This window comes from Pseudomonas sp. S3_G06, from assembly GCF_054667565.1.
Window position 1 is genome coordinate 4,404,711 of record NZ_CP162738.1, and the last position, 21,823, is coordinate 4,426,533.

General features: G+C 61.9%; 21 protein-coding genes. 13 read left to right on the top strand and 8 right to left on the bottom strand.

Annotated elements, in window-relative coordinates; genetic code table 11:
* Window positions 1–58 precede the first annotated feature (58 nt).
* Together AB4N47_RS19780 and AB4N47_RS19785 are read right to left on the bottom strand one after the other, a co-directional pair.
* Window positions 59–955, bottom strand: coding sequence for a PA4780 family RIO1-like protein kinase (locus AB4N47_RS19780; RefSeq protein WP_016771829.1), 897 nt, complete (start codon window positions 953–955; stop codon window positions 59–61).
* A gap of 331 nt (window positions 956–1,286) precedes the next feature.
* Window positions 1,287–2,564 (bottom strand): acetyl-CoA C-acetyltransferase, encoded by a 1,278-nt coding sequence (locus tag AB4N47_RS19785; protein ID WP_341638540.1) that lies wholly within the window; start codon window positions 2,562–2,564, stop codon window positions 1,287–1,289.
* A 237-nt stretch (window positions 2,565–2,801) separates the two neighbouring features.
* Here AB4N47_RS19785 and AB4N47_RS19790 point away from each other — a divergent pair, with 237 nt between their 5' ends.
* From AB4N47_RS19790 to AB4N47_RS19810, 5 genes are all read left to right on the top strand, one after another.
* Window positions 2,802–4,154: a 3-oxoacyl-ACP reductase gene (locus tag AB4N47_RS19790; RefSeq protein ID WP_341638539.1), complete on the top strand. Its 1,353-nt coding sequence runs from the start codon at window positions 2,802–2,804 to the stop codon at window positions 4,152–4,154.
* A gap of 2 nt (window positions 4,155–4,156) precedes the next feature.
* Window positions 4,157–5,011, top strand: a complete 855-nt coding sequence (locus AB4N47_RS19795; RefSeq protein WP_341638538.1) for a MaoC family dehydratase — start codon at window positions 4,157–4,159, stop codon at window positions 5,009–5,011.
* A 302-nt stretch (window positions 5,012–5,313) separates the two neighbouring features.
* A complete protein-coding gene (locus AB4N47_RS19800) occupies window positions 5,314–6,870 on the top strand; it encodes a collagen-like triple helix repeat-containing protein (RefSeq protein ID WP_341638537.1) in 1,557 nt (518 codons plus the stop codon).
* Between the two features lie 134 nt (window positions 6,871–7,004).
* Window positions 7,005–8,675: a ShlB/FhaC/HecB family hemolysin secretion/activation protein gene (locus AB4N47_RS19805; protein ID WP_460154318.1), complete on the top strand. Its 1,671-nt coding sequence runs from the start codon at window positions 7,005–7,007 to the stop codon at window positions 8,673–8,675.
* 520 nt (window positions 8,676–9,195) lie between these two features.
* Window positions 9,196–9,558 carry a DUF6124 family protein gene (locus tag AB4N47_RS19810; protein WP_264364477.1) on the top strand — a complete coding sequence of 121 codons (363 nt, stop codon included), beginning with the start codon at window positions 9,196–9,198 and terminating at the stop codon, window positions 9,556–9,558.
* Here the strand turns inward: AB4N47_RS19810 and AB4N47_RS19815 are convergent.
* The 3 genes from AB4N47_RS19815 to AB4N47_RS19825 form a co-directional block, all read right to left on the bottom strand.
* Entirely contained in the window at window positions 9,524–10,114 is a 591-nt protein-coding gene (locus tag AB4N47_RS19815) for a hypothetical protein (RefSeq protein WP_341638535.1), read from the bottom strand. The two genes, AB4N47_RS19810 and AB4N47_RS19815, sit on opposite strands and share 35 nt — an antisense overlap.
* 352 nt (window positions 10,115–10,466) lie before the next feature.
* On the bottom strand, window positions 10,467–10,874 hold the full coding sequence (locus AB4N47_RS19820; protein WP_341638534.1) for a response regulator: 408 nt from the start codon (window positions 10,872–10,874) through the stop codon (window positions 10,467–10,469).
* 70 nt (window positions 10,875–10,944) lie between these two features.
* A complete protein-coding gene (locus tag AB4N47_RS19825) occupies window positions 10,945–11,151 on the bottom strand; it encodes a Flp family type IVb pilin (RefSeq protein WP_038861137.1) in 207 nt (68 codons plus the stop codon).
* Window positions 11,152–11,488: 337 nt separating this feature from the next.
* On the opposite strand from AB4N47_RS19825, the gene cpaB reads away from it, so the two are divergent.
* Genes cpaB through AB4N47_RS19865 form a run of 8 tightly spaced genes read left to right on the top strand, consistent with a single transcriptional unit; the run spans window position 11,489 to window position 18,936 of the window.
* Window positions 11,489–12,430, top strand: a complete 942-nt coding sequence (cpaB, locus tag AB4N47_RS19830; protein WP_341638533.1) for a Flp pilus assembly protein CpaB — start codon at window positions 11,489–11,491, stop codon at window positions 12,428–12,430.
* Between the two features lie 20 nt (window positions 12,431–12,450).
* Window positions 12,451–13,668 carry a type II and III secretion system protein family protein gene (locus tag AB4N47_RS19835; RefSeq protein WP_024011445.1) on the top strand — a complete coding sequence of 406 codons (1,218 nt, stop codon included), beginning with the start codon at window positions 12,451–12,453 and terminating at the stop codon, window positions 13,666–13,668.
* On the top strand, window positions 13,665–14,855 hold the full coding sequence (locus AB4N47_RS19840; RefSeq protein WP_341638532.1) for a pilus assembly protein: 1,191 nt from the start codon (window positions 13,665–13,667) through the stop codon (window positions 14,853–14,855). The genes AB4N47_RS19835 and AB4N47_RS19840 overlap by 4 nt, the downstream gene beginning before the upstream one ends.
* Entirely contained in the window at window positions 14,852–16,120 is a 1,269-nt protein-coding gene (locus AB4N47_RS19845) for a CpaF family protein (RefSeq protein WP_039763729.1), read from the top strand. The genes AB4N47_RS19840 and AB4N47_RS19845 overlap by 4 nt, the downstream gene beginning before the upstream one ends.
* A gap of 17 nt (window positions 16,121–16,137) precedes the next feature.
* Window positions 16,138–17,022, top strand: coding sequence for a type II secretion system F family protein (locus AB4N47_RS19850; RefSeq protein ID WP_341638531.1), 885 nt, complete (start codon window positions 16,138–16,140; stop codon window positions 17,020–17,022).
* Between the two features lies 1 nt (window position 17,023).
* The gene (locus tag AB4N47_RS19855; protein WP_252877376.1) at window positions 17,024–17,908 is read left to right on the top strand and encodes a type II secretion system F family protein; all 885 of its coding nucleotides are present in this window, start codon (window positions 17,024–17,026) and stop codon (window positions 17,906–17,908) included.
* A 23-nt stretch (window positions 17,909–17,931) separates the two neighbouring features.
* Complete coding sequence (locus AB4N47_RS19860; RefSeq protein ID WP_217879254.1) at window positions 17,932–18,654, top strand: tetratricopeptide repeat protein; 723 nt, start codon at window positions 17,932–17,934, stop codon at window positions 18,652–18,654.
* A 9-nt stretch (window positions 18,655–18,663) separates the two neighbouring features.
* The gene (locus AB4N47_RS19865; protein ID WP_110647083.1) at window positions 18,664–18,936 is read left to right on the top strand and encodes a DUF3613 domain-containing protein; all 273 of its coding nucleotides are present in this window, start codon (window positions 18,664–18,666) and stop codon (window positions 18,934–18,936) included.
* Window positions 18,937–19,048: 112 nt separating this feature from the next.
* Here AB4N47_RS19865 and AB4N47_RS19870 read toward each other — a convergent pair whose 3' ends face one another.
* From AB4N47_RS19870 to AB4N47_RS19880, 3 genes are all read right to left on the bottom strand, one after another.
* A complete protein-coding gene (locus AB4N47_RS19870; protein WP_122508647.1) occupies window positions 19,049–19,411 on the bottom strand; it encodes a DUF6124 family protein in 363 nt (120 codons plus the stop codon).
* 1,018 nt (window positions 19,412–20,429) lie between these two features.
* Window positions 20,430–21,209 (bottom strand): response regulator, encoded by a 780-nt coding sequence (locus AB4N47_RS19875; protein WP_166554736.1) that lies wholly within the window; start codon window positions 21,207–21,209, stop codon window positions 20,430–20,432.
* Window positions 21,210–21,315: 106 nt separating this feature from the next.
* Window positions 21,316–21,786, bottom strand: a complete 471-nt coding sequence (locus AB4N47_RS19880; RefSeq protein ID WP_341638530.1) for a prepilin peptidase — start codon at window positions 21,784–21,786, stop codon at window positions 21,316–21,318.
* Window positions 21,787–21,823: the final 37 nt, after the last annotated feature.

The window sequence follows — 21,823 nt, forward strand, 5'->3', positions numbered from 1 at the left end:
TTGCGGAAAATGCGCAGGCACAAAAAACCCGGCCGAAGCCGGGTTTTTCATCACGCGATTACTGCATCCACGGCGGTGGAGGCGGTTCTTCGGGTTTGCCTTTCGGCGCGTCGTCCGCCGCGCGAATGGCCTGCTTGCGTTCCTCGTCGAGGCGCGCCGCTTCGATTTCGCGCAACACCCCGCCGACATCCGCCAGGTCTTCCGGATCGTCGAACTCGCCGGTCAGCACACTGTTCGGGTGCAAGGTGCCGGCTTCGTACAACGCCCACATTTCCTTGGCGTACTTGGTCTTCTTCAATTCCGGCGCGAAACGGCCGAAGTACGAAGCCATGTTGCCAACGTCACGCTCGAGCATGCTGAACGCGTGGTTGTTGCCCGCAGCGTCGACTGCCTGGGGCAGGTCGATGATGACCGGGCCGGTCGGGGTCAGCAGCACGTTGAACTCGGAGAGGTCACCGTGCACCAGACCGGTACACAACATCAGCACGATCTGCGAAATCAGGAACGCGTGATACTCGCGCGCCTGATCCGGCTCCAGTACCACGTCGTTCAGCCGTGGCGCGGCGTCGCCGAATTCGTCGGCCACCAGCTCCATCAACAGCACGCCGTCGAGGAAGTCATAGGGTTTGGGCACTCGCACACCGGCGCCGGCGAGACGGAACAGCGCCGCCACTTCAGCGTTCTGCCAGGCGTCTTCGGTCTCTTTGCGACCGAACTTGGACCCCTTCGCCATGGCCCGCGCCTGACGGCTGTTACGAACCTTGCGGCCTTCCTGATACTCGGCCGCCTGGCGGAAACTGCGTTTATTCGCCTCCTTGTAGACCTTTGCGCAACGTAACTGATTGCCGCAGCGCACTACATAAACAGCTGCCTCTTTGCCACTCATCAGTGGGCGCAGCACTTCGTCGACCAGACCGTCCTCGATCAGGGGTTCAATGCGTTTTGGAGTCTTCATCAGCTTTTATTGTGGGTCCTTTATTACCAAACACGCGAATGTCACTCGTTATACGGCAATCCTCGCCCGACGGGGAGGGGTTGCCGACCTGTGAACCTTGAGGATGCACACACTGTGCCGGATCAATCGCAGCGACCCGGGCGAATCATAGCCGAGACGGTGGCATTGATTGGTATCGGTCGGCAAGGGCATTTGCGACAGAATCTGACATGCACATGCATCGGAAACCCTGTGGGAGCGAGCCTGCTCGCGAAAGCGGTCTGTCAGCAGAGAATGATGGCGACTGACACGGCGCCTTCGCGAGCAGGCTCACTCCTACACGGGATCGCGTTTAGCGTTCGATAATCGCGGTGACACCCTGCCCGCCCGCTGCACAGATCGAGATCAACCCTCGCCCCTTGCCCGCCGCATCCAGCAGCTTGGCCAGATTCGCGACAATGCGCCCGCCCGTCGCAGCAAACGGGTGCCCCGCCGCCAGCGAACTGCCTTTGACGTTAAGCCGACTGCGATCAATCGAACCCAGGGCCGCGTCGAGCCCCAAGCGGGTTTTGCAATATTCCGGATCTTCCCAGGCCTTGAGCGTGCACAGGACCTGCGCAGCGAAGGCTTCGTGAATTTCGTAGTAATCAAAATCCTGCAACGTCAGCCCATTGCGCGCCAGCAAGCGTGGCACGGCATATACCGGCGCCATCAGCAGGCCCTCGGCACCGTTGACGAAATCCACCGCCGCCGCCTCTCCGTCGCGCAGATAAGCGAGGATCGGCAAGCCGCGCGCTTTGGCCCATTCCTCACTTCCCAGCAACACCACCGAAGCGCCATCGGTGAGCGGCGTAGAGTTACCCGCCGTCAGCGTGCCCTTGGCGCTTTTCTCGAAGGCCGGTTTCAGCGTGGCGAGTTTTTCCAGGGTCAGGTCCGGGCGCAGATTGTTGTCGCGGGTCAGGCCGAGGAACGGCGTCATCAGATCGTTGTGCCAGCCTTCGCTGTAGGAAGCGGCGAGTTTGTGGTGGCTTTCGAGGGCCAGTTGATCCTGTTCTTCGCGGGGAATATTCCAGGTCTGCGCCATCAGTTCGCAATGCTCGCCCATCGACAGGCCAGTGCGTGGCTCGCCGTTGCGCGGGAATTCGGGAATCAGATGCCGGGGGCGCAACTGCAAAAGGGTTTTCAGTTTGTCGCCGGTGCTCTTGGCGCGGTTGGCCTGTAGAAGAATCCTGCGCAGGCCTTCGCTGACGCTGATCGGCGCATCGGAAGTGGTGTCGACGCCGCCGGCGATGCCGCAGTCGATCTGGCCGAGGGCGATTTTGTTGGCCACCAGCAGCGCCGCTTCCAGACCGGTGCCGCAGGCTTGCTGGATGTCATAGGCCGGTGTCGCTGGAGACAGGCGCGAGCCGAGCACGCATTCGCGGGTCAGGTTCATATCCCGTGACAATTTGAGCACCGCGCCGGTAACCACCTCGCCGATGCGCTGGCCGTGCAGGTTGTAGCGTTCGATCAGGCCTTCCAGCGCGGCGGTGAGCATCGCCTGATTGCTGGCGGTGGCGTACGGCCCGTTGGAGCGGGCGAAAGGGATGCGGTTACCGCCGATGATCGCGACGCGGCGCAGCTGGGTCATGGATAACTCCTGTGGAATTTGCGGATTCACATGGAAACCTGTGGGAGCTGGCTTGCCAGCGATGGGGGCGGCATTTCCAACCCTTCAGCGGCTGGCACTCCGCCATCGCGGGCAAGCCCGCTCCCACAGGGTCAGTGGTCTACTCTGCTAAACCAGCGTAGGCCTTAATGCTCCGATCGAACGATTGATTGCCGTGGACAGTCCACACTTTGAACCCCAACTTCTGGAGAGCGTTCCATGTCTGACCGCTATATCGACTTCGCCAACTCATCCTTCGGCCATCGTCTGGTCGGGGCCTTGGGCCTGCCGTCGCCGGTGCGGCTGGAACGCTGGCAGGCGGGGCGTCTGCGGCCGATCGAGGGCGCCCTGTTGATCGGTGGCGGGCCGCTGGCCGAACGGATCAGCGGGTTTGCCAATCGCTTGACCGACGCGATCTACAGCTACGGCACCGAGCCCTCGCTGGCCACCGCGTGGATCCCCGGCCACGGGCCGAAAATCAAAGCGGTGGTGTTCGACGCCAGCGCTCTGCAACACACTGACCAGCTCAAGCAACTGCGCGAATTCTTCCAGCCATTGATGAAGAACCTCGACCATAGCGCGCATCTGGTGATCCTCGGTCGCGCGCCGGAATCCTTGAGTGATCCATTCGCCTCCAGCGCACAACGAGCACTCGAAGGCTTCTCCCGCTCACTGGCCAAAGAGCTGCGCGGCGGTGGCACCTTGCAGCTGATTTACGTCGGCGAAGGTGCCGAAGATCAACTGGAAGGCCCGCTGCGATTTTTCCTCTCGCCGAAAAGTGCATTCGTTTCCGGCCAGGTGATTCGCCTGACCGCGTGCGCTACGCCAGTCACTGACTGGACCCGCCCGCTGGCCGGGCGCAAGGCGCTGGTCACCGGTGCCGCGCGCGGCATCGGCGCGTCGATTGCCGAAACCCTGGCCCGTGATGGCGCCGAGGTGATCCTCCTCGACGTACCGCCAGCCAAGACCGACCTTGAGGCCCTTGCCGCGCGCCTCGGCGGCCGTGCGATCACCCTCGATATCTGCGCCGATGACGCCGCCGCGCAATTGATCGAACAGCTGCCCGACGGCCTCGACATCCTCGTGCACAACGCCGGCATCACCCGTGACAAAACCCTGGCCAACATGACCCCGGAATTCTGGGACGCGGTGCTGGCCGTCAACCTCAACGCGCCGCAAGTGCTGACCAAGGCGCTGCTCGACAGCGGCACCCTGCGCGACAACGCACGGGTGGTCCTGCTCGCCTCGATCAGCGGCATCGCCGGCAATCGCGGGCAGACCAATTACGCGGCGAGCAAGGCTGGCCTGATCGGTCTGGCCCAGGCCTGGGCGCCGACGCTGCTGGAACGCGGCATCAGCGTCAACGCCGTGGCTCCCGGTTTCATCGAAACGCAAATGACCGCGCACATTCCGTTCGGCCTGCGCGAAGCCGGGCGGCGCATGAGTTCGCTGGGCCAGGGCGGCTTGCCGCAAGACGTCGCCGAAGCCGTGGCGTGGCTGGCGCAACCGGGCACGGGCGCGTTCACCGGGCAGGCGTTGCGGGTCTGTGGGCAAAGCGTTCTGGGGGCTTGAGCATGAGCATCGAATGGCACACGCTGGATCGCGAACCGAGTCTGCCCGCGCTGTACTCGCGCGCAGCGACGCGACGCAAAATCACCGGTACGCAACTGCCCGACAGCGGCCTGCGCTGCTGGGTCGATATCGACGGCAAGCGGCTGGCGGCCTATCGCAAGGTCTGCGGTTTCGTCGATGACGGCCTGCTGCCGCCGACCTATCCACACATCCTCGCCTTCGCCTTGCAGATGCAATTGCTCACGGCCAGGGACTTTCCGTTCCCGCTGCTGGGGCTGATTCACCTGAGCAACCGCATCCGCGTGCTGCGGCCGATGGGCGCCATCAGTCGCGCGCAAGTCAGCGTGCGCGTGCACAACCTGCAACCACATGCCAAGGGCGCGACATTCGATCTGTTGACCACCCTCGACGATCAGCTCGGGCCGCTGTGGGAAGCCGAAAGCCGGATGCTCTGTCGCGGGGTGAAACTCGAGGGCGAGGCGCTGGCTCAGGACTGGCAGCCGTCACAGGATTTGCTCGAAGTGACGCGCTGGACTGCGCCGGCCGATATCGGTCGCCAGTATGCGAAAGTCTCCGGCGACTACAACCCGATTCACCTGAGTGCGGCGAGCGCCAAGCTGTTCGGTTTTCCCACGGCGATCGCGCATGGCTTGTGGAACAAGGCACGCACGCTGGCGGCGCTCTCTGATCACCTGCCCAAAGCCAACCTGGAAATCGCCGTGCACTTTCGCAAACCGGTGCGCCTGCCCAGTGAAGTGACATTGCTGGCCAGTGCCGCGGGCTCCAGCGGTGAGTTGCGCCTGGTCGGTGCCGGCGACCTGGAACATATGGTCGGTCAGTGGCAACCGATCGCCTGATCTGGCGGGGCGGAAAACCCGTTAATTGTGTATATATCACTTAAGTTTTTCCGCGCCCTGCCCGCCGCTTTGCAAAAAACCGAGCCTTGAATTTCAAGGCTTTTTTTTGCCCGTTTATTACTTGGGTACTAGTCCTTCGGCATAGCGCCGAGCCCTCTATATAAAGGGGTTAATACCAACTTGAGAATGGTGAAAAACCTGCCGTCGACTGAGATTACAGCCACGGACGAGGCATCGCCGACGACAGATCGGCGAGCCATCGAAGGCAACGTAACGTTGTGACAGGTGCAGGAATCTCAATCATGAAAACTCAAGTGATGTGGTCCAAATCGGCAATCGCGCTGGCACTGATTCTTTCGGTCGGCCTCGTCGGCTGCAGCAGCGGCGGTGGCGGCCATCGCAGCAGTTCGGGCAGCTCGACGGCGGACGGCACGGCGGGCACCGATGGCAGCGGTGGCGCGGGCGGCGGAAGCGGCGGCGATACTGCCGGCACTGGCGGCGGAACCGGTGGCACTGGCGGTACCGGCGGTGGCACTGATCCGACCAACCCAACCAATCCGACAGACCCGACCGATCCCACCAACCCGACCAATCCCGCTGCACCTTCGCTGGTGACCACAACACTTGTTCAGGATGTCGGCAAAACCGTCAGCGGTGTCGGTGATGGCGTCGGCCAGATCGGTGATTCGCTGAGCACGGTTCCAGTCGCTGGCGGCATCGTACAAAGCCTGGCCAACACCACCGGCAACGTCGTCAGTACCTTGGGCGATGGTGTCAGCAATGGCATCGGCAAACTGGCCACTGACCCCAACGGTCTGACCACCACAGCGGCCTCGCTTGGCGGCGTGGTTTCCGATGTTGGCGACGGCGTGTCGGACCTCAGCGTCAAACTGAACACAACGACCCGTAGCGTTCCCGTCGTGGGCGGCGTAGTCACCCGCGTGGCGCCGCTGGTCGATGGCATCGGTGAAAAAGTCACCATGCTTGGCGACACCCTCAACACCTCACTGACCAGCGGCCCGACCAGCCAGTTGACCAACAAGGTCGGCAGCGGCCTGGTGCCGGTGATCGCCATGGTCGAAAGCACCACCGACAAGCTCGGCGATGCCACCGGCCTGGGTGATCCGCTCAAAGGGGTGATCTCGAAAGTGGGCGGCACGGTGAACAGCCTCGGCGGCAAAGTTACCGACGCAGGCAGCGGCAATGCCCTGACCAACACCCTCGGCGGCGCGCTGAGCAACACCGGCACGGCGGTCGGCAAAGCGGGCGGCCTGGTGTCCAATGGCACTGGCTCGGGTACTGGCGGCATCGGTGGCATCGGTGGTGGCCTCGGCGGTACCGGCCTGCTGCAAACCGTCGGTGGTGCGGTGGTCAACGTCGGCAGCGGCCTGAATGCCGGCAGCACCAGCGGCGTGGTCAGTGCCGGCGGTGTTACCGCTGGCGGGCTGGGCACCACGATTGCGTCGATCAACACCGTACTCGGCGGCTCGGGCACACCGATCACTGCAACCACGTCGCCGCTGGCGAGTGTCGGCGCCGCAGTCGGTACGGGCCTCAATCCGGTCACCAGCGCGGTCACCACTGTCACTCAACAGGTCGGCGCCGCTACCGGTCTCGGCACTCCGGTCGCTGGTCTTACAAATCAGGTGGGCGCCGCAGTCGGCAATCTCGGCGGAGCGATTGCCGCCACCAACAACCCGGTCACCACTGCTGTCGGCGGTCTGGTTACCAACGTCGGCGGCACCGTGGCGGCGGTCGGTGGCCTGGTCAACGGCGGCACTGCCACTGGCGGCACAACTGGCGGTCTGGGCGGGGTACTCGGCGGCCTGACCGGCGCGCTGGGCGGCAACAAACGCTAAATTGCACCTGGCCGATTCGACGGCCTTACCTACAGCGCCTACGCTTGGTTGAGGGCGGAAGATTCCCACGAGTCTTCCGCCTTTTTTCTACGGAAATACTTGCCCTGTGCTGTGTTCTGACCATGGAGTGTCCTATGCGCGTACTGGCATCCCTGCTGTGCCTGAGCCTCAGTTCCGCTGCCCTCGCCGACACCTTGCCCAGTTTTCTCAACAGCAACGAAACCATCCGCAACCTCCCCGTACCCAACCTGCCCGCCGACGCCTATCGGCCGAGCGCAGCGCCGCTGCAAGTGCCGGACCCGGGTGCGACCGCCGCACAGCCATTGCTGATGGAAACCAAGGTCAACCTCAAGACCGTGCAGATCGAAGGCGGCACGATCTACCCGCTCAACGAACTCGCGGAAATCTACAAGCCCCTGATCGGCCGTCAGGCCAGCCTTGCCGAACTGATCGAAGCCACGCGCAACATCACCCGTCGCTATCAGCAGGACGGCTATCTGTTGTCCTATGCGTTCCTGCCGCAACAGAGCTTCGATGACGGCGTGGCGCGGGTGGTACTGGTCGAGGGCTACGTGCGCGATATCCAGATGCAGGGCGACATCGGCCGGGTCAAAGGCCTGCTCGACAAACTCGCCGCGAAAATCCAGGCCGAACGCCCGCTGACGCGCAAGACCTTCGAGCGCTACACCACGCTGATGAGCCGCATTCCCGGGGTAACCATTCAAGCGCAAGTGCCACCGCCGGGCACCACCGATGGCGCGACCACTCTGGTCGCCCAGGCCAGTCGCAAACCGTTCACCAGCACCCTGAGCACCACCGAAGACAACCGTAACGGCCCGCAGGCGTTGCTCGGTGTCAGCAGCAATTCGCAGACGTCGATGGGCGAACAGTTGAGCCTCAGCGGCCTGTTCCCACCGGGCGATGACAAAGAGCATTACTACCGTCTCGACTACAGCCAGTTCCTCGATACCGAAGGCACGCAACTCAACGTCTCGGCATCGCGTTACCGCGCCGACCCGGACACCGAAGTGCTGGTCGGCGGTGGCGGACGCCTGAGTACCCACCGCGAAAACGATCGCTACTCGATCGGCTTCAGCACGCCCCTGATCGCCTCCGCCAACGAACTGCTGACCGCCGGCTCGCGCCTGTATGCGGTCGACGACAAGACGCGCTATGACGGCATCAACTTTCCCTTCAGCACCGAACTGCGCACCGACGTCCGCGCCCTGGCTTTCGAAGGCGACTGGCGCAAGGCCGACGCCCGCCAACTGCGCATCCTCAGTGCCGGTGTCTACCAGGGCTTCGACAGCCTCGGCGCGCACACCAACTACGACGACATCGACCTGGATTTCTTCCGCGTCAGACTGTCCGGCGTGCAGAGCGACAAGTTTCTCGACAACTGGCAAGGCGTGCTCTCGGCGGCGCTGTACTGGAGCGACGACACCTTGCCTGACAGCGAACGCGCCGTATTCGGCGGGCAGAACTTCGGCCGTGGCTACCCCGACGACCAGGCCTCGGGCGACAAGGGTTGGGGCGTGGCCTACGAGGTCAACTACAGCTTCAACCGCGACGGCAACTGGGTGCGCATCCTGCAACCCTACGTCGTCGTCGACCGCTCGCGCAGCTGGTTCAACCAACTGCCGGTGCAGGCCAACAACCTGTCATCGACAGCCGTCGGGCTGAGGTTCGGCGATGCCAAGTACTACAACGTCGCCCTGGAAGTGGCGAAGGCCATGTCCGATGAAGCGCTGGATACGTTGAACCGCAAGCCTCGGTACAGCATCAGTTTCAGTTATCAGTTGTGATGGCCGAGCGGTGTGTCAGTCAGGATTTTTTTGACTGACGCACCGCCTTCGCGAGCAGGCTCGCTCCCACAGATTCGGCGGTGTTCACGGTTCCTCAGTACAACCGCCGGCCCTGTAGGAGCAAGCCTGCTCGCGAAAGCGTTCGGCTATTCAACCGATTTATCGCAGCGCTTAAACCAGCCGTTTAAACACACGCCCCGTTACCTCGCAACAGCCCACAAATCCTTGCGCCTTTGCCTACGGCTACGCCAGAATCCGCCGGCTTGTGCGCCTGGGGCGCGGGTTCTATCGTTTGCCTGCCACTGCTCATCAGTGGTCGGGTTTAGTCGCCCGCTTGTCCACGACGCACAGGTTCCTGTCAGCCAGGTATTGCATACCTGCACTTGATGGTGGCTGTGCGCAGGGCGCCTTCGGGCGCGCCGATTTCGTGGCTCATCGGTCGACTAACCTGCGTGCAGCTGCCTCCCTTTCGTTTAGTCGCGAACGGGTTGCGGCCCTACTCCATCAGGAGACTGAGCCCGTGAAAAAAATAACGCCCGATCCACCTCTTGCCGATCCAGCCTTCGCCGACCCGCTCGTCGAAGCGCAAAAACTCAAGGAAGCCGCCGACCGCGCCATCGATTACTACCTCAACCCCCGCCTCATCAAAGACCCTGCCGCACCGCGCAAACCCAGCACCCTGTTCATCGTCGACCCGGCTGCGGACAACGAAACCCTGCTGGTGCATGCCTGCGAATCACTGGCCTCGGCAAGCATCATGGCCAGCGACCTCGCCGGATTTATCGATGGACCGCAGCGCAATTCCCTGTTGGGAATACAGCAAGTGATCATGCTGGGCGAACTGGCAGTCAACCGCGTACTGGACAGGCTCGTGCCGGAGTGACAAGAGCAAGAGGTTGATTGCGCAGGTGGTGAGTCAGGCAGAGCGTTGTCGGCTGGCAGGCCGCCTTCGCTGGCAAGCCAGCTCCCACAGGATTGATGTACATCAGGAAGAAAATGGTTGGCTGGCAGGCCGCCTTCGCGAGCAGGCTCGCTCCCACAGTTTGAATCGAGTACATCAGCGAGAAACAGGTCGGCTGGCAGGCCGCCTTCGCGAGCAGGCTCGCTCCCACAGTTTGAATCGAGTACATCAGCGAGAAACAGGTCGGCTGGCAGGCTGCCTTCGCCGGCAAGCCAGCTCCCACAGGATTGATGTACATCAGGCAGGAATGGGTTGGCTGGCAGGCCGCCTTCGCGAGCAGGCTCGCTCCCACAGTTTGAATCGAGTACATCAGCGAGAAACAGGTCGGCTGGCAGGCCGCCTTCGCTGGCAAGCCAGCTCCCACAGGATTGATGTACATCAGGAAGAAATTGGTTGGCTGGCAGGCCGCCTTCGCGAGCAGGCTCGCTCCCACAGAAGCAAAAGCAAAGCAGCGCAGCTGCCCGCGGCGAAGCCGCACCACTCAACAATGAGCGCAAGCTCGAGTGCTCTTGATCTTGATCCACCGGCGACGTCGGAAGGCTGAGTGGAGGGATTGATCCGGGCGTGGGAGCGCAGCGACCGTTCGACGCAGTCGAACACAGCGGAAGGAGGTGCAGCGAAGCAAACCGGAGCCGCTGCGCCCGGATCAGTCCCGGAGCGAAGGGACCCGAGCCTGCGAGGGCCGAACGTAGGAGCAAGCCTTTTGGGTTACCTTTTTGGCGTTTGAAAAAGGTGACCCGCCGTAAGGGCGGAACCGTAATCAGCACCCCCCGCAGCAACGGATATTCACCCAAAACCCCACCAACACGGTCGGCCCAAAGGCCGCCGAGTCACCCGGCCTGCACCCGAGGCTCGGGAAACAGATTATTGAGAGTCTCCAACAACCTCACGTGATAAATCGGCTTGCGAAACAGATCCAGCACCTGCAACCGCAACATATCGCTGACATCCTCCATATCCGCATGCCCCGACATCACAATCACCGGCAAATGCTCCCGCGACGTATGCTCACGCAGCCGCCTGATCAGCGACATGCCCGACTCCTCGGGCATACGCAGATCAGTAATCACCAAAGCAATATCCGGATGCCGGGTCAACAGATGCAACGCCAGCTTCACCGACGTCGCGGTATGACAGGTAAAGCCCTCCCCCTCCAGCAACTCCGCCAACTCCAGCAACGCGTCTTCTTCATCATCAACCAGAAGCAGTTGTTGGCGGGGCGACGAAGACGCGTTCATAGGCAATACCTGAATACTGAAAGGTAAATCCAGTGTAGTGCGATATCAGCCAAGTGCAGAGTTCACAAAATCACGGCGTTGGCCGGGTCACAGCCGTACCATCGAGCGAGGTCAGAATATTGTTGAAGATCGCCAAGACCCTGTCTCCAAGCGGAGTGACGAACGCCACAACCACCACCGCCACCATCGCCACCACAATCGCATACTCGATCGCCGAAGCACCCTCTTCACTGCGGGCAAATGCGCGAGCCTTGGCCATCAGATAATCAAAAGTCATACCAAACATAGCTCCACTCCTTCGCGCCTCTGGCGCCGACATCACCACTGCGGCAAGGTTCCACCGTGCCACCTGAGCATTGTCAACAAACCCCCGCCCAACAACTGTAAGAACGCATTAATCACAAAGCATTAATCCCATCGTTTTTCCGCCGTTTCCGGCTGTTAACTGGCCAGAGTCATACTTTGGTACGGTTATTTCGCCTGTCATTAATGGCGCTTTTGCTTGGATCAGCTAGCTTGGAAATAGCGAAATAGTTGCATGTTCATAGCTGCCGAAGCAGTCCGCCTTTCGCAAGCAAATGCAATCGGTTGTGCAGCAGGAAGGGAGAGCCGTCATGAACAGTCGCGTCACCATGGGCCTAGCCGCGTTGCTGTTGCTCGGCGCGGTTTTTGTCGGTTACTGGGGGCTGGTGCTCAGTCGTCAGCCGGCCCCGGTCGCCGAGGCGCCCGTCGCCCCAGCGGTCAGCATTGAACAGACTGTCGCGATTGCCGAAGACCAGACCCGCCAACCGGTGGTGGTGCTGCTCCACGATGTAGCGCCGTTCACGCCGTTGACCGCCGCCGATGTGACCGTGGAAAAACTGCGCAGCGCACCGGCCGGCAGCCTGACCAGCATTGAACAAGCAGTCGGCCGCACACCTTGGCGCCACCTCAGCGCCGGCACCTGGCTCAATGACGAAAGCTTCCAGGCTGGCGGTGCGTTGGCGCGGATGATTCGCCGCGACGAGCGCGCACTGACCGTGGCCGTCGATGAGGTGATCGGTGGCGCCGGGCAGTTGCTGCCGGGCGATTACGTCGATGTGCTGCTGTATCTGCGCGAGGACGCGAGCAATCTGCAGCAGTCGGCGCAGATCGCCGTTCCGGCCCTGCGCGTACTCGGGATCGGTGATCAGTACGGCCTGACCAACGATGGCCAACCGGCATCCCCCAACCTCAGCGCCGAAGAAAAACTCAAACAGGACCAGCGCCGCATCGCCGCACGCACCGTGGTGCTGGCGGTGCCGGAACAACTGCTCAGCCGCCTGATGCTCGCCACTCAAGTCGGCACCTTGCGCCTCGCGGTGCGCAGCAGCGAAGAACAACGGCTGGCCAAATACTGGGCCGGCGAAGCGCAATCGCCCGCGCACCTGGATCGCACCAACAGCCAGCTTTTCCAGTTCACTCAACTCGCCCTGGGCAGCGCCCAAAGAGCACCTGCCACCGCGAGTGCCGGCGCGGCGCCGAGGCCTGCGGTGGAAATCATTCGCGGCAACCAGATCAGCCAACAAACCCCATGACTGCGCAAGGATTCACGTGCATGCAGAGTCGACTCAGACCGACATTGAAACCGGCGCTCCGGGCCTTGCTGTTGTTGGGATTGACGATGGACAGCGCCTTCGCGGCGGTGGGCAACTGCTCGGCACTGCCGCGCCTGCCCTCGGTGATCGAAATCGGTGAAGGCTTCCAGCAGGACATGCAGTCACCGGTGGCAATCACTCGGCTGGCAGTGGGCGATCCGAAAATTGCCGACGTGCATGCCAATGGCGGTTCGTCCTTTTTGCTCACGGGCGTCGGCCCCGGCGCGACCAGCCTGATGGTCTGGACGGCCTGTTCGGCGCAGCCGCAACAAGCCATGGTCTTCGTCCAAGGCGCGGCGACCACGGCGCTGACCAGCAGCGTGCCGTCGGACGATCCGACCCTGCCGTCGCAAGTGCAGACCGACATCCGTTTCGTCGAAGTCAGCCGCACCAAACTCAAGGAAGCCACGGCGTCGCTGATCGGCACGCGCGGTAATTTCCTGTTCGGTTCGCCCGGCACGCTGCCACCAATTGACGGCGTGCCGCAGCCACGCCTGCCGGTGGATAACTCGCTGTTCAATTTCTCCTGGGTCGGCGGCAAGACCATGGCGATCATCAACGCCCTGGAAACCAGCGGCTTCGCCTACACCCTGGCGCGACCAAGTCTGGTGGCGTTGAACGGGCAGAGTGCAAGCTTCTTGGCCGGCGGGGAAATCCCGATTCCGGTGCCCAGTTCCGGCAGCGACAGCGTGTCGATCGAGTACAAGGAGTTTGGCATCCGCCTGACCCTGACGCCGACCATCATCGGCCGCGACCGCATCGCCTTGAAAGTCGCCCCGGAGGTCAGCGAACTGGATTTTGCCAACGCGGTGAACATCGCCGGCACCACCGTTCCGGCGCTGACCATCCGCCGCACCGATACCAGCGTGTCACTGGGTGATGGCGAAAGTTTCGTCATCAGCGGTTTGATCAGCACCACCAACAGCTCGCAAGTGAACAAGTTTCCCGGCCTGGGTGACATTCCCATCCTCGGCGCGTTTTTCAAAGGTTCGCAGATCAAACGCGAAGAGCGCGAGCTGCTGATGATCGTCACCCCGCACCTGGTCCAGCCACTGGCGGCGGACGCGCGACTGCCGTCGTTGCCGGGGGAGAAACTGCGCAATTACGACCCGAATTTCTATCGCATGTTCTTCCTCGAGAACGGCAACTTCGACAAGCGCAGCGGGTTATCGCAATGAACCAGAATCTCAGTCAGACCTTCCTCGCCATCACCCGCAACAGCACCGATCTGGAATGGCTGCAAAGCGCCCTCGCGCCACTCGGCCAGGTCATCAGCGCCGGTGCCGGCAGCCTCGACGAATTGCTCGCACTGGCCGATGTAACGTTCGCCAATCTGGTCTTCGTCGGTCTCGACCGCGAGCATGTCGTGGCGCAGAGCGCGCTGATCGAAGGTGCGCTGGAAGCCAAGCCGATGCTGGCGATCGTTGCTCTTGGCGACGGCATGGACAATCAGCTTGTGCTCAATGCGATGCGCGCCGGCGCGCGGGATTTTGTCGCCTATGGCTCGCGTTCCAGCGAAGTCGCCGGACTGGTGCGGCGCCTGGGCAAACGCCTGCCCGCCGTCACTCCCAATACCCAGCTCGGCGGGCTTACCGTGATGTACGGCGTGCAGAGCAGTTCCGACGGTGCCTTGCTCGCCAATCACATGGCCATGGTCGTGCAGAAAAGCGGCCAGCAAACCCTGCTGCTCGACCTCGGTCTGCCCCGGGGCGACAGCCTCGCGTTGTTGGGACTGGAGAGTTCGTTTCACTTCGGCGATGCCCTGCGTCATTTGCGCCGCCTCGACGCGACGCTGATCGACAGCGCATTCACCAGCGCCGACCACGGCCTGCGCATTCTTGCCTACGCCAACACTGACGAGCCGCTGGAAACCACCAGCGCCGCCGAGCTGTACATGCTGCTCAGCGCCCTGCGCCAACACTTTCAGCACATTGTCGTGAACCTCACCGGGCAGGCCGACAGTGAGGCATTGCGCACCTTCGTCAGCCATTGCGACAAACTGCTGTGGTACACCGACCAGAACGTACTCAACTGCCGACGCAACCTCGCCGTGCTCAACCAGTGGCGCGAGAAAGGCATGAAACTCGAGCACGGGCGCTTGCTGATCGATCGCTACCTGAGCAACGTTGCGCCGGATGCCGATACCCTGGGCAAGACCTTCAATCTGGAAGTCATCGCCGTGCTGGCGTTCAGTCCCGATGTGCGCCTGAACGCGAAAAACCAGGGCGTGAGTCTGTTCGAACTGGCGCCGCGAGAGAAACTCACCCAGAGCCTGCGCGCCCTCGGCGAACGTTTGGCCAAGCGTTCCGAAGGCCTGAGCAAACCGAAAGTCACCTGGTTTGATCGTCTGCGAGGTAACTCATGAGCGCAGAAAAACTCTTTGGCGCGACGCCACGCGGAGCGATCGGTAACAGCGATCACGAAGGCCTGAAACTGGTCCTGCACCGCTACATCATCGACGCCATCGAGGAGTCGGGGAAAAACCTGCTGGAAGGTTCGCGCCAGCAACTGGCGCAGTTCGTCACCGACAAGGTCGCCGAATACATCGCGCGTTTGCACCTGGCGATTTCGCGCTACGAGATGGAGCGCCTGGGCGAGGAAATCGTCGACGAACTCACCGGATTCGGCCCACTGGAAGTCCTGCTGCGCGACCCGTCGGTGACGGAGATTCTGGTCAACGGCCCGCACCGGGTGTTCATCGAGCGCGACGGCGTTTTGCATCAGAGCGATCTGCGTTTTATCGATGCGCATCACGTCGAGCGGGTCATGCAACGCATCCTTGCGCCGCTCGGCCGCCGCCTCGATGAGTCCTCGCCGATGGTCGATGCGCGCCTGCCCGATGGCAGCCGGGTCAACGCGATCATCCCGCCGATTGCCCTCGACGGCCCGTGCCTGTCGATCCGCAAGTTCCGCAAGGACATGCTCAAGAGCACCGACCTGATGGCGATGCAGACCATCGATCTGGCGATTTTCGAATTCCTGCAGAACGCCGTGGGCAGGCGCTGCAACATCCTGATCAGTGGCGGCACCGGCACCGGCAAGACCACGCTGTTGAACATCCTCAGCCAGTTGATCAACCCGCACGAACGGCTGGTGACCATCGAAGACGTCGCCGAACTGCAGCTCGGCCATCCGCATGTGGTGCGCCTGGAAACCCGTCCGCCGAATGCCGAGGGTCATGGCGAGGTCAAGGCCAGCGACCTGATTCGCAACGCCCTGCGCATGCGTCCCGACCGGATCATTCTCGGCGAGATCCGTGGCGTCGAAGTGGTCGACGTGCTCACCGCGATGAACACCGGCCACGACGGTTCGATGAGCACCGTGCATGCCAACAATGCGCAGGACGCGTTGCTGCGTCTGGAGACTCTGGTCGGCCTGACCGGGCGCTCGATCGCCGAACGCACCTTGCGCCAGATGATCTGCGCCGCCCTCGACGTGATCATTCAACTGACACGCATGCCCGACGGTCGACGCTGCGTCAGTGAAGTGGTGGAAGTGGTCGGCATCCGCGAGGACGTCTACGTCACCAACACCCTGTTCCGCCTCGACCGCCGCACGGGGTTCGGCTTTGTGCGCGAAGCGGTCAACCCGGCCGGCGACAAGCTGCGCCAAGACGCTCACCTGGGCTGACGGCGAGGAGCACGCAGATGCTGGGACCGATCATTCTTATCGCCATCTGCCTGATGCTGCTGGGGCTGTCGATCTATCTGTTCCTGCAAGGCCTGCGCAAGACCGCGACGGAAAAAGTCCTCAATCGACTCGCTGCGGGGCAACCGCAATTGGCCGTGGAACAGACGAAATGGGTGGGATTGGAGCGCATGTTTTTGCGTGCCGGCCTCGGTCAGCCGAGCGAGCGCTTCGGCCTGTGGCTGAGCCTGTGGGCGGCGGCCATGGGCCTGGGATTTCTGCTCGGGAGCTGGGTTGGTCTGCTGATCATGATGATCGTCCCGCCCGTGGCGTTGCGGCTGTACATCGCCATTCGCTACCGACGGCGGATCCGCCGCATGATCGAACAACTGCCGCAACTGCTCGACCACACCGTGCGCAGCCTCAAGTCCGGGCGCACGCTGAGCGATGCGGTGCTGGGCGGCATCGAGGCCAGTGAAGATCCCTTGAAAGCGGCCATGGGCCGGGTCCAGCGCAACGTGCAGTTGGGAGTGAATCTGCCCGATGCGGTCAACGATTTTGCCGAACTCTACGAGCAGGACGAACTGCGCATGTTCGCCCTCGGCCTGAAGGTCAATCACCGCTACGGCGGCAATGCCAGTGAGCTGCTGGAGAATCTGATCAAACTGATCCGCGAGCGCGACCAGGGCGCGCGGCAGTTGCGCGCGCTGACCGGGGAAACGCGCATGACCGCTTGGGTGCTCGGTTTGCTGCCTTTGATTCTGGTCAGTTACTTCATGCTGACCAACCCCGGCTACATGCTCGGCATGTGGCACGACGAAAGCGGCCAGACCATGCTGCTCAGCGCCGCCGTGTTGCAGGTGCTGGGCAGTCTGGCGCTGTGGCGCATGTTGCGGAGCGTTTGAGATGGTCTGGCTCGCGGCGTTGCTGTTGCTCCTCGGTTCGCTGTTATTGGTGGGCAATCACCTGCTCACCGAGCGCCGCCGCGTGCGTCAGGTGCATCAGCGCTTGCACGGTCAATTGGTCCGGGAGAACCGTTTCGGCCACTGGCTGCGCGCGCTGGGCAACAGCCGTTTCGGCCGGGGCTCGGTGAGCATCGACAGCGAAACCCAGACCCTGCTCTGCCGCCTCGGCTGGCGCCGCGCCAACGAGCGCGCGCTCTTCGCCGCCTGCCAGATCGGCACGCCGCTGCTCGCTCTGGGGCTGGCGATCTTTTTGCAGGAAGTGTTTTTCCCGCAGACCAGCCACCGCTGGATGGCGCCGATGTTCGCTGCGGGCGGCGGCTATTTACTGCCCAAACGCCTGCTCGCCTACGCCGCCGCCCGCCGACAGAAAACCATCGCCGTGGAAATTTCCACGTTCATTCCGCTGCTGCGCATCCTCTTCGAATCCGGCATGGCCGTTGAACAAGCGCTGCGCGTGCTCAGCGTCGAAGCACAGAAACTGCTGCCGGAGCTGACCAGCGAACTGCGCCTGATCCTCAGCCGCGTCGACTCCGGTCTGGAGCTGGGTCAGGAGCTGAACAAGACCGCGGTGATGCTCGCGGTGGACGAATTCACCGACACCTGCGTGATTCTCCAGCAACTGATCCACCAGGGCGGCGGTGCGATGAAATCACTGCTGGCACTCAAGCAATTACTGGACGACCGACGCCTGACCCGGCTGCAGGAATACATCTCGAAGATGTCGGCGAAGATGTCGGTGGTGATGATGCTGTTTCTGTTTCCGGCCCTGCTGATCGTACTGGCCGGCCCGGGTTTCACCGCCATTGCCCGCGCGTTCGCAAACTGACCTTGGCTCATGGAGAGCGTTTGATGAAAGTACTGATAGTCATGGCAAGTCTGTTGCTGCTCAGCGGCTGCGCCACGGATGGCCAGGCGCCGTGGACCTCGCTGCTGTCGCCGTCCAGCTGCAGCAAACTCACGTCGGAGCAGGAACTGTCGCTGAACCTCGCCGATGATCTGGCCAGCGACGGCAAGCTCCACGCCAGCCTGGCCAATCTGCAAAGCCTGCCGGACAACCTCAGCGAAGTGCGCCTGCGCAAAGCCAAGGTCTATCGCCTGCTCGGCCGCAGCGAAGCCGAGCCGCTCTACCGCAGCCTGCTCGGCGGCTGCCTCACCGCCCAGGCCGAACATGGCCTGGGCCAGGTCTACGCCGCCCGTGGCGACAACGGCCAGGCCCAGGCCCACCTGCAACGCGCCGCGCGCCTGGCGCCCACCGACGAAAAAATCCGCAATGACCTCGGCGTGGTCTACCTCAACCAACTGCGCCTCAACGAAGCGAAATTCGAATTCCTCACCGCCATCGAGCTGAGCCAGAACAATCAACTGGCGACGCTGAACATGGTCACCCTGCTGCTCTACCAGAACGACTGGCCGCAAGCTGCGGAAATCGTCAGCCGCTCGAAACTGAGCCCGGAACAATTCACCGAAGCGCAGCAACGCGCGGAAAAACTCAAAGCCCCGGCCCACGCAAAAGCCGCACCCGGCGACCGCGTCGCCGCCTTCATCGACCCGCTACCGCCGACGCTCGAATAGGAGACAGCCATGACCATCCGCAAAGGCCTGTGCTACCTGACCCTGCTCACCCTGCCCCTCAGCGCCCACGCCATCGACACCGGCCCTGCTTCTGCGCAGCAGCAGGAAACCGAAGGCTGGCTGGTCCTGCAAAGCCGCAACAAAGCCGCCTCGCCGAAACCGCAAAGCGCCACCGCCACCGAACGCGAACTGGCGATGCAGCGCTGGCTGAAGAAATACCAATACGAGATCCCGGATTTTTACGATCCGGATGCGGGCGGGAAGATCGAGAGCAAGAATTAGTTTGGTGGAGCCCTTGAAGGCCCCTTCGCGAGCAGGCTCGCTCCCACAGTTTGCAATGCATTTCCCCTGTGGGAGCGAGCCTGCTCGCGAAGAACGATAACGCGGTCGCAGGTCAGCTCTGCGGATCCACCCGATCCAGCGCCCGATTCACCGCCAACTCCGCCAGCATGACAATCTGCTGAATCGCCAACGCCGTGCTGCGCTGAAACCCGCTCAATTCACCAGCGAAATTACTCGCCATCGCACTCGCTGACGCCAGCGACTCACAGGCATGAGCCAACAGGCTTTCGGTATCGACATTGGGCACCACCATGAACAGCGTGCTGGGCGGGTGCGGTTTTGCGGGTGCGGGGCAGAGATAGAAATCGAGCGCGCGTTTTATCGCTTCGCGGTTTTTCACCAGATCGTCGGCGCGCATGGCGTCTTCGAGCGGCGTGGTGGGGGATGGGGGTGGGTCTGGGATCAGTTTGTCCATGAGAACTCCTACTTGGCTGTGACGCCCTCTTCTGTCGTTTCCACACGACAAAAGGTGGCAGCTGTACGCAGGGTGGAAAACCGATAAGTAGGCAACCGGCCAGACCAAAGTCTGCCCACGCACAGCCGCCGCGACACAGTTTGCAGACGAACGAACACGCCGACAACGATTACGGTAGCAATGCAAAGCAACTACTTGAATTTCAGGTTTCCACACCTGGACGCTGAGTTGTCAGCGACAGCCAGAGACTAGTGACCCGACGTCCGACGGACAACCTGAAAACCTTGTGGGAAGGTTCTGGCAAATCAGACACAGATTTAAACAATCAAAATCAAAAGCACCCTCACCCTAGCCCTCTCCCAGAGGGAGAGGGGACCGACCCGAGTTGTTTGGGCGAAGTACACCGACCTGAAATACCGAGTTGAATACAGATTTTGAAGCAGATCAAAAGCACCCTCACCCTAGCCCTCTCCCAGAGGAGAGGGGACCGACCGAGTTGTTTGGGTCAGGTATGCCGACCTGAGATACCGAGTCGAATGCAAATTTTGAACAACCCGCAAATCGGCTCCCTCTCCCTCGGGAGAGGGCTGGGGTGAGGGGCGAATCCAGCGCAAAACAAAAGCCAGACACCGCATGCTTTTCACCACTCAAAACAATGAGCGCAAGCTCGAGTAGCTTTTGATCTTGATCTGGGAGCCCGTCGGCAGGCTGAGTGGAGGGATTGATCCGGGCGTGGGAGCGCAGCGACCGTACGACGCAGTCGTACACAGCGGAAGGAGGTGCAGCGAAGCAAACCGTAGCCGCTGCGCCAGGATCGATCCCGGAGCGAAGGAACCCCGAGCCCCAGCGAGCGGGCCGAACGTCAGGGCGAAGACCTTTTGGTTACTTTGGGCTGGGCCGGCATTCCGGCGTTTGCCAAAAGTGACCCGCCGTAAGGGCGGAACCGTAATCAGCGACACCAAAAAAACGGATATTCACCCCAACCACCCAAAGCATGGTCGGCCCAAAGGCCGCCAATTCAATGCGCCGTAACCCGCTGCCGCCCCGCCGAACTACCAGGAGAAAGCGCCAAAGCCAACTGCGTCCGATTATGCATATGCGTCAACCGCAACACCTGCGACACATACAACTTCACCGTATTCTCGGTAATCCCCAACTCACAGGCAATCTGATAATTGGTCTGCCCCTTGCCCACCAACCGCGCCACATCCAACTGCCGCGGCGACAACTGACTGAACACCGCCGGCATCTCCACAGACTCAGGCTCACCATCACTCACCACCGGCACGGGCGAGCGCCGCACCTTGTCCAGATCCTGATAAAGGTCATCAATCGACTCGGACAAAAACTGCAACTTCTGATTCAAATGCCCCAGATGCAGATTCTTCTGCCGCTCCTGCAAAGCCAGTTCCTGGCGCTGCACCCCCTCAAGCAACTCTGCCAGATCGATCGGCTTCTGATAGTAATCGGCAATCCCCGCACGCAACGCCTTGATCACATCCTGCTTGTCAGCGCGCCCGGTGAGCATGATCGCCTCGAACACCCGCTGCTTGCCGGCCAGCCGCTGCAACGCCTGGATCAACTCGATGCCGTCCATGTCCGGCATGTGCAAGTCACTCAGCACCAGACCGATGTCCGGGTCCGCCCTGAACAGCTCGATGGCTTCAAGACTCGAGTCGCACGGCACGCAACGGTAGCCACTGCTCTCGAGAAACTCACAGAGTTCTTCGACGATCAGCGGCTGATCATCGACCACGAGGATTTTTACCGAATTAGGCTTGTTCACGAACCACTCCATTTGCTCGGCCAACGCTGACGGTTCCTGCACTTTGGTGGCGTATTCGCCTGAATTGAAAGTAGACCCACTTTCCGACTATGTACATAGGACTAGTGGCACCCCGCGATCAGGTGATCCAGTACAGCGAAAGCACTACCCCTACCCACACGAACGGCGCAAATGGCAGCTTTTTTGACTTGTCCGGGGCCAGATGACGCACATGCTCTCTAACCCCTTGAGCCATATGAGGCCAGACTTTTGGCGCGAGCAGCAGCCACAGCACGCTGGCCACGCCCGCGCCGATAAACGCGCCAAGAACGAATATGCCGTTCGTCGCAAGAGCCAGGGCTGTCATTAATTTCACATCGCCGGCGCCCATGCGGCCCAAGAAATAACCCGGCAGCGTCAGCAGCAGAGCGATCAGGCAGGCCCAGCCGCCTTGCGCCGCGTTGGCGCCCAGCCAAGTAGTGCCAGTCGCCAACAACCAGACCAACGCCAGCGCGCCGACGCCTAACGTCAAAGCGTTGGAAATGCGCCGCTGCCGGGCATCTTGGGCGGCGCAGATCGCCAGCCAGATCAGAACAAGGAAAATCTGCATCCGCTGAAAGCCGTCCGTTTTGCCTGATTGATTCTAT